Source organism: Mesorhizobium sp. M7A.F.Ca.US.007.01.2.1 (genome assembly GCF_003998165.1).
Classification (GTDB): Bacteria; Pseudomonadota; Alphaproteobacteria; order Rhizobiales; family Rhizobiaceae; genus Mesorhizobium; species Mesorhizobium ciceri.
In genome coordinates this window covers 1-6,896 of the sequence record NZ_RZQP01000284.1, presented here as the reverse complement: position 1 = coordinate 6,896, position 6,896 = coordinate 1, and the positions used below count along the sequence as shown (strand labels likewise).

Sequence of the window (6,896 nt, the reverse complement as noted above, 5' to 3'; positions counted from 1 at the left end):
GCGTCAGATAGCGCAAGGCGATGATGGCCAGCGGCGTCAGCACCATGGAGATGATGACGATCGCCGTCAGCGTCGCATTGGCGTTGCCGTCGATGATGCCGACCGCCGCGGCCGCCGAATAAAGGACAAAGGCGAACTCACCGCCTTGCGCCATGAAGACCGCGCGCTCAAGCGCCTCGCGGTGGCTGGTTTTCAGGATACGGGCGACGATGTAGATGCCGAATGCCTTCATCACCATGTAGGCGACGACATAGATGGCAATCAGCCGCCAGTTCGCCGCGACCACATGCAGGTCGAGCGACATGCCCACCGCGAGAAAGAACAGACCGAGCAGGATGCCGCGGAACGGTTCGATATCGGCTTCGAGCTGATGGCGGAAGGTCGATTCGGACAAAAGCACACCGGCCAGGAAGGCGCCCATCGCCATCGACAGGCCGCTGAGCTGCATGGCGAGCGCGGATCCGAGAACGACCAGAAGTGCCGCCGCCGTCATCACCTCGCGGGCACGGGCATCCGCCAGGATGCGGAAGAACGGATTGAGCAGATAACGGCCGGCCACAACCAGGCCGACGATCGCGGCGAGGCCGATGCCGACCTCGGTCAGCCGCTCCGATAGGCTGGTGTCGGCACCGCCGGGCGCCAGAAACGCGATCAGGGCCAGCAGCGGCACGATGGCAAGATCCTCGAGCAGCAGGACCGATACGATGCGCTGGCCTTTCGGCGCGGCGATTTCGCCGCGTTCCTCGAGAAGCTGCATGACGATCGCTGTCGAGGTCAGCACGAAGCCGGCGCCGGCGACGAAGGATTGCGCGATTGGAAACCCTCCAGCCATGCCGACCCCGGTCAGCAGGAGCGCGCAGACGCCGACCTGCAACGCACCGAGGCCAAAGATCTCGCGGCGCAGGCCCCAGAGCCGCGATGGCTGCATTTCCAGCCCGATGATGAACAGGAACATCACCACGCCGAGTTCGGCGACATGAAGAATGGCTTCCGATTCGGAAAAGACGCCGAGGCCGAACGGGCCGATCACCACGCCGGCAGCCAGATAGCCGAGGATCGAGCCGAGGCCCATGCGCTTGAAGATGGGAACGGCGACGACACCGGCAGCAAGCAGCGCCACCACCTGAACCAGATCACCGCCCGATGCTTCCGCCGCCATGCCTCTTGTCCCTGTGTCTTGCAGCACTCCTTGCATGCAGTTGGAGCGGGAGGCAAGGCGAGAAATCTGCCGGAAAGGGTAGGGTGCCGTTGCAGTGATTGACCTGGTGGAACAACGGTCCCCGCTTGCCTGCCGGACGTTCGGCATCTATATTGCGTATATGTTTGACCATTCGTCCCGGCCGTCCTCGCCGCCACATATCCCGATGGATGCGCTCAGCGAAGTTCTGCAAGACTTTCGCTTGAGTGGTGTCAACTATGGCCGCTGCGAACTCCGGCACCCATGGAGCATAGACTTTCCGCAACAACAGCTGCTTCGGTTTCACTTTGTCGGCCAGGGCCCATGCTGGATTCATACTGAATCGCAAGGTTGGCAGGAGCTGCGCGATGGCGATCTGGTGCTGCTGCCGCAAGGCATCGCCCATCGGCTGGCGAGCGCGCCGGACGTTGCAGGGGGCTCGCTCGAAGGTTGCCAGGTAATCAAGTTGGGGGGCAACGTCTGCGAAGTGGTACGGCAAGGAACGGGCGCGACGAGCACCCTTTTCTGCGGCTCCATGGCCTTGGACTCCTATGCGCTCAACCCATTGATCACGTTGATGCCGCCTGTCATCAAGGGTTGCGACGTGGCCGGCAATGACCCGGTCGTCGGTCCTTTGCTGGCGGCCATGACGGTGGAGGCCTCGCAGCCGCAGATGGGCAGCGCCACGATTCTGTCGCGTATGGCCGACTTGCTGACGGCCCGGCTCATACGCTGCTGGGTCAATTGCAACGGAGCCTCGACCACCGGTTGGCTCGCAGCCATCCGCGACCCCCATATAGGCCGCGCTTTGGCGGCCATGCACCGCGACCCCGGCCACAACTGGACGCTGGGAAGCCTGGCCGGCGTGGCAGGCCAATCGCGCTCGATTTTCGCCGAGCGTTTCAGTGCGGTATTGGGGGAGGGTGCCGCACACTATCTCGCCCGCCTGCGCATGCAGCTTGCCCGCGAATTGCTGGGCCAAAACGGCTTGTCGGTTGCCGAAGTCGCTACCCGTTTGGGCTATGATTCAGAGGCATCCTTCGCGCGCGCGTTCAAGCGCATCACCAATGTCTCGCCGGGCGTTGTGCGTCGCACAATTCCCGGACGAATGGATATGAATTTCGGATTCTAAGATACATATCATCCGAGCGGACTCGCCTATTTAAGACCTCCAAACTTTGGAGATCTTTCCGTGACTGACACAACATTACAGCTTGAAGACGCCGCGACTGGCCTTGATGCCGATGCACCAGCCGCGTGGAGCGCAGCCACCTGGTTCGCGGTGATTTCATTGGCGGCCACCAGCTTTGCCTTGGTGTCGGCCGAATTCCTGCCCGCAGGTCTGCTGACGCCAATGGCACGCGATCTCGGCATCAGCGAGGGGACGGCCGGACAGGTCGTCACCGCCACCGCTTCCGTCGGCGCCGTGACGGCCATGTTGAGCAATGTTCTCATCGGCCGCTTGAACCGCAAGGCGGTGCTGGTTGGTCTCAGTGCTCTTGCTGTCGGTTCCAATGTCCTGGCGGCGCTGGCGACCGATTTCTGGCTGTTGCTGTTGGGCCGGGCCGGGCTGGGAATCGCTCTCAGTGCTTTCTGGGCACTTTCGGTCGCCGTTGTGGCGAGGCTGGTTGGCGCCAGCGCGACAGGTCGGGGCATGGCGATCGTCACCCTGGGCGTCTCGCTCGCAACCATTGCCGCACCGTCGATGGGCGCGTTGATCAGTGACTGGATAGGGTGGCGCAGTGCCATGGCCATGACGGCGGGGCTGGCCGCGCTTGCCATGCTGCTGCAGTTTCTCAGCCTGCCGACCTTGCCCGCAACGGCAAGCAACAGCCTTGCAGATGTATTTCGGCTGACCCGGCGGCGCGGCATCCAACTCGGCATGTTGGCTATCCTTTTGCTGATGACGGGGCATTTTGCCGGCTCGGTCTATGTGCGTCCCTTCCTCGAACAGGTGACACTCCTTACAACCGGACCGATTGCCTTGGCTCTGCTCGGGTTTGGCATCGCTGCCGTGATCGGTAATGTTGCCGGCGGCCGCATGGCCGACACCAACATCCACATGGCCCTCGCAGTCACCGCGGCGTTGATGGCGGTTGCGGCACTTACTTTGGTGCTTTGGGGCTCGCATATCGGCGTTGCCTTCGGTTTCGTTACGCTGTGGGGTTTCGCCTTTGGCATGGCGCCGGTGGTGCTGCCGACCAATATGTCGCGCGCGGCGCCTGATGCGCTGGAGGCAGCGGGCAGCCTGATGGTCACCTCTTTCCAAATTGCCATCACCATCGGCGCGGTTGTCGGCGGCTATGTCGTGGACACCTATGGCGCGACTGGGCCTTTGACTCTGACTGCTATCCTTGCCGCATCGACCGCCGTCTTGGCGCTGCTGCAGCCTCGCAGCTGAACTTTGCAGCCGCCGACACAGTAGCCTCAAATCCTGCCGCCAGCGATGTTGCAGGCGCGATACACAAGTTGAGGCCGGGAACACGTTGCATCTTGCCGCAATCGAAGGCTAAGGACGCTCGGCTTCGGCCATTGGAGGGTGATCGACGATCAAGTCGCGCCCTTTTTGAGGAGATGACTGACATGAAGAAGTTTTTGTTTGTTGCCGTCGGCCTGGCGGTGCTTGCCGGTTCGGCTTGCTCGAAGGCGCCTGAGTGCACGGCGGAGATCGCGACCAAGAAGGCGCAGGACATGGCTGCAGCACTTCAGGAGGCGATCACCAAGGACCCGGCCAAGGCGGCTGATCTGACCGCCAAGGTCCAGGCGGTGACAACCAAGTATCAGGGCGCCACGACATTGGCCGACGCCTGCAAGGCCTATGACGAAGTGACGGCCGCGATCAAGGGCTGACACCCTGATTTGAGATCAAGGCCTAAGCGCCTGATTCGATGGGCTCAAGTGAGAGGGCGGTGACCGTTGGGTCGCCGCCTTTTTCTTCGGATTTTTCAGTTCGGCGCGATTTCAGTTCGGCGCGATGGAACCGACTTCGACCGCGTCGACCCGCTTCAGGCTCATGCCGATCACCGGCACCAATTGGTCGTTGACGCGCACGGCGATAGTCACCGTCATCGAATTGTCGTCAGGGATGCGAGCCTGCATGACGCCGCGCAGCTGGTTGCGGTTGATGGTGAAGACCACCTTGCGGGGATCGACGACGTTGCCGCCGATGATGTCGAGGCCGGAACCGGTCGCGCCACCCATGAAGCTGCCCTTGTAGCCCTCGCGGCCCTTGCGCTCGATCTTGGCCGACATTGGCTGGGTGAACATACCGACCCGGCAGCCGCCGTCGAGCGACATGCCGACCTTGCCGTCGGGCGTCGAGCCGGTGAAGCTGCAGTTGAACTTGGTGCCCTTGTACTTGCCGGCGACGATTTCGCCGGGACCGATCCACTTGCCTTCGGCAGACTGGAAGAACTGCTTGTCCGGCTCCGCCGCAGAGGCCACTCCGGCAATGCCGACGACTGTCGTAATCACCGTTGCCAGGGACAGGACGCTGGATAGAATTACGCTTTTCATCGACGACACCCGGCAACAAAGATGCTGTTTGGAACCGGCCTGACCATGAACAAGATTGGTTAATGCTTCGTCACCGCGGGGCCGCCGCAGAGCAGTCCGGTAACGATTCCGAATGCCCGGACACTCCAGCCCGGCTCACTTGCCGGAGGGGGTCGTTGCACCGTCTTTCCTGGTTGCGAACGATGTCAGCGCCGAGAGGAAGTCGCCCAATCCGGGACGTTTGGCGGCGCTGAAGGGCAGGGGTCGAGCCGTCTCCATCGCGGCGATGCCGATGCGCGCCGTCATCATGCCGTTGACGACGCCCTCGCCAAGCTTGGCCGAAAGGCGCGCGGCCAGGCCGTGGCCAACGATCTGCTGGACGAAACTGTCGCCGACCGCGATCGAACCGGTGACCGCCAGATGCGCCAGAACGCTGCGCGCCAGGCGGAAGAAACCCAGCGTTCCCGGCCGTCCGCCATAGAGTTCCGACAGGCGCCGAATGAGCCGCCCGGCCTCGAACACGACATAGGCAACATCGACCAGTGCGCGTGGACTGACCGCCGTCACCAGCGAAACGCGTTTGGCGGCTTCGAGAATCATCACTTTCGCCCTGGCATCGAGTGGTCCGAGGATTTCAGCCTCCGCCAGGCGCACGAGATTGCCGCCGTCGATGATTTCGCCGCGCAATTCGGCCAGCGCGCGCCGGCCGGCCGCGGTCTCGGGTTTGGTCGAGACAAAGGCCGACAATTCGTCGACGACCGATCGTGCCGCCTTGGGATCGTCGCGGGCGATCGCATCGAGCGCCCGCTTCTGCAGCTTTTCGACCTCGGCGAGGCGGGCGATCGCCAGGAATTCGCGAATCAGGATCACCACAAGCGCCAGCACGGCGATGGCGGCCATGCCGGCGGCCAGCCAGCCCAGCCACTCAGCGCGCGCAAAGAGGTCGCGTATGAGCTGGTCGGTCCACAGGCCGACCGCCAGCGAAACCAGCACGCCGAAGGCACCGAAGAAGATGCTGCCGAGCAGCGAGCGTTTCCTGGGGGCGACGGCTGGTGGCGGCTCCGCGGCAATGATGTCGGGCTCGTCGAAGACATCGACTTCCGCCGGTATGACCATCGCGACATCGGTTCTCATCGCGCGGGGTTTGCGCTGGGTGTCGGCCTGGATGTTGCGCGGCTCAGGGGCCTCTTGTCTCGGTGGGGCTTCCGGTTCGATGCGGAATGCCGCCGGCTTGCGGGGCGCGGTCATGCCAGATGATCTCCGATCAGGAACTGCAAGGCACGGTCGAGCCTGATATGCGGCAGCGACAGCGTGACGCCTTCGGCCGTGCGTTCGAGCTTTGGGGGACGGAAACGGACGAAGCGGATTGCAGGGTCCGCGGAGTCCTGCCTGTGATCGGCTCCCGAAACATCGAACACCGCGTCAATATTCTCCGGTAAGTCACCGGGAAATATGGCTGTTTCAGTTTTTCCATCGAAGGTTTCGCCGTTGATCTTCTCACCGGCTATCGGCGTGCCGATGATGACGGGAAGCGTCTCCCGGCCTTGCCTGACGGTGCCTTCGCGCGTCGCGCGCACCGCCGCCATGGCGACCACATCGACATCGGCGCCGGTGAAATTCGCCCGTGCCACGGCGCGGTCGGCAAGCCGCCGCACGATCGCCTGCAGGCGGTCATGGCTTTCGTGGTGCAGATGGTCGGCCTTGGTCGCCGCAACCAGGATGCGGTCGATGCGCCGCGAGAACAGATCGGTGAGGAAGCTGCCCCGGCCGGGGCGAAAACAGCTGAGGATCTCGGTCACCGCGCGTTCCAGGTCGGCCATGGCGCCCGGGCCGGCGTTCAGCGCCTGCATAGCGTCGATCAGCACGATCTGGCGGTCGAGGCGGGTGATGTGTTCCCGGAAAAAGGGTTTGACGACATGCGTCTTGTAGGCCTCATAGCGCCTGTCCATCATGGCGTGCAGCGAGCCTGCGCGCGGGCGCTTGTCGTCGATCCCGGCCAGTGGCGCGAAGGTCAGGGCCGGCGAGCCTTCGAGATCGCCCGGCATCAGGAAGCGGCCGGGCGGCAAGGTCGAAAGCGCCCGCTCGTCGAGCTTGCAGGCCTTCAGATAGGCGGCGAAACTCTCGGCCAGGCGGCGCGCCGTCATCTCGTCGGCATCGGCGTTCGGGTCGATCCCGGCCGATAGTGCCCGCCAGGCTTGCGACAGGTCCTCGCGCACCGGCAGAA

General features: G+C 63.5%; 7 protein-coding genes. 3 read left to right on the top strand and 4 right to left on the bottom strand.

Going from position 1 to position 6,896, the window contains the following annotated elements; all coding sequences use genetic code 11:
* Positions 1–1,159: monovalent cation:proton antiporter-2 (CPA2) family protein (locus EN949_RS31150; protein WP_206534979.1), on the bottom strand; the 1,159-nt coding region annotated here is incomplete at its 3' end.
* Positions 1,160–1,319: 160 nt separating this feature from the next.
* Between EN949_RS31150 and EN949_RS31145 the strand changes: the two genes are divergently transcribed.
* The 3 genes from EN949_RS31145 (at position 1,320) to EN949_RS31135 (ending at position 4,027) form a co-directional block, all read left to right on the top strand.
* Positions 1,320–2,309, top strand: coding sequence for an AraC family transcriptional regulator (locus EN949_RS31145; RefSeq protein ID WP_063170228.1), 990 nt, complete (start codon positions 1,320–1,322; stop codon positions 2,307–2,309).
* Between the two features lie 60 nt (positions 2,310–2,369).
* Positions 2,370–3,578 (top strand): MFS transporter, encoded by a 1,209-nt coding sequence (locus tag EN949_RS31140; protein WP_024503537.1) that lies wholly within the window; start codon positions 2,370–2,372, stop codon positions 3,576–3,578.
* Between the two features lie 182 nt (positions 3,579–3,760).
* Positions 3,761–4,027, top strand: a complete 267-nt coding sequence (locus tag EN949_RS31135) for a hypothetical protein (protein WP_013531867.1) — start codon at positions 3,761–3,763, stop codon at positions 4,025–4,027.
* Positions 4,028–4,138: 111 nt separating this feature from the next.
* On the opposite strand, the gene EN949_RS31130 is transcribed toward EN949_RS31135, so the two are convergent.
* The 3 genes from EN949_RS31130 to EN949_RS31120 all read right to left on the bottom strand — a co-directional run.
* Positions 4,139–4,693, bottom strand: a complete 555-nt coding sequence (locus EN949_RS31130) for a hypothetical protein (RefSeq protein ID WP_024503535.1) — start codon at positions 4,691–4,693, stop codon at positions 4,139–4,141.
* Positions 4,694–4,828: 135 nt separating this feature from the next.
* A complete protein-coding gene (locus EN949_RS31125; protein ID WP_127371479.1) occupies positions 4,829–5,920 on the bottom strand; it encodes a YcjF family protein in 1,092 nt (363 codons plus the stop codon).
* Positions 5,917–6,896 (bottom strand): YcjX family protein (locus EN949_RS31120; RefSeq protein WP_127371881.1); only part of this gene is annotated, 980 nt, incomplete at its 5' end. The genes EN949_RS31125 and EN949_RS31120, both read right to left, overlap by 4 nt.

Excerpts from the sequence above, each read along its gene's own strand:
- EN949_RS31145 (WP_063170228.1), top strand. The coding sequence starts at position 1,320 with ATGTTTGACCATTCGTCCCGGCCGTCCTCGCCGCCACATATCCCGATG.
- EN949_RS31135 (WP_013531867.1), top strand. The coding sequence starts at position 3,761 with ATGAAGAAGTTTTTGTTTGTTGCCGTCGGCCTGGCGGTGCTTGCCGGT.
- EN949_RS31130 (WP_024503535.1), bottom strand. The coding sequence starts at position 4,693 with ATGAAAAGCGTAATTCTATCCAGCGTCCTGTCCCTGGCAACGGTGATT.
- EN949_RS31125 (WP_127371479.1), bottom strand. The coding sequence starts at position 5,920 with ATGACCGCGCCCCGCAAGCCGGCGGCATTCCGCATCGAACCGGAAGCC.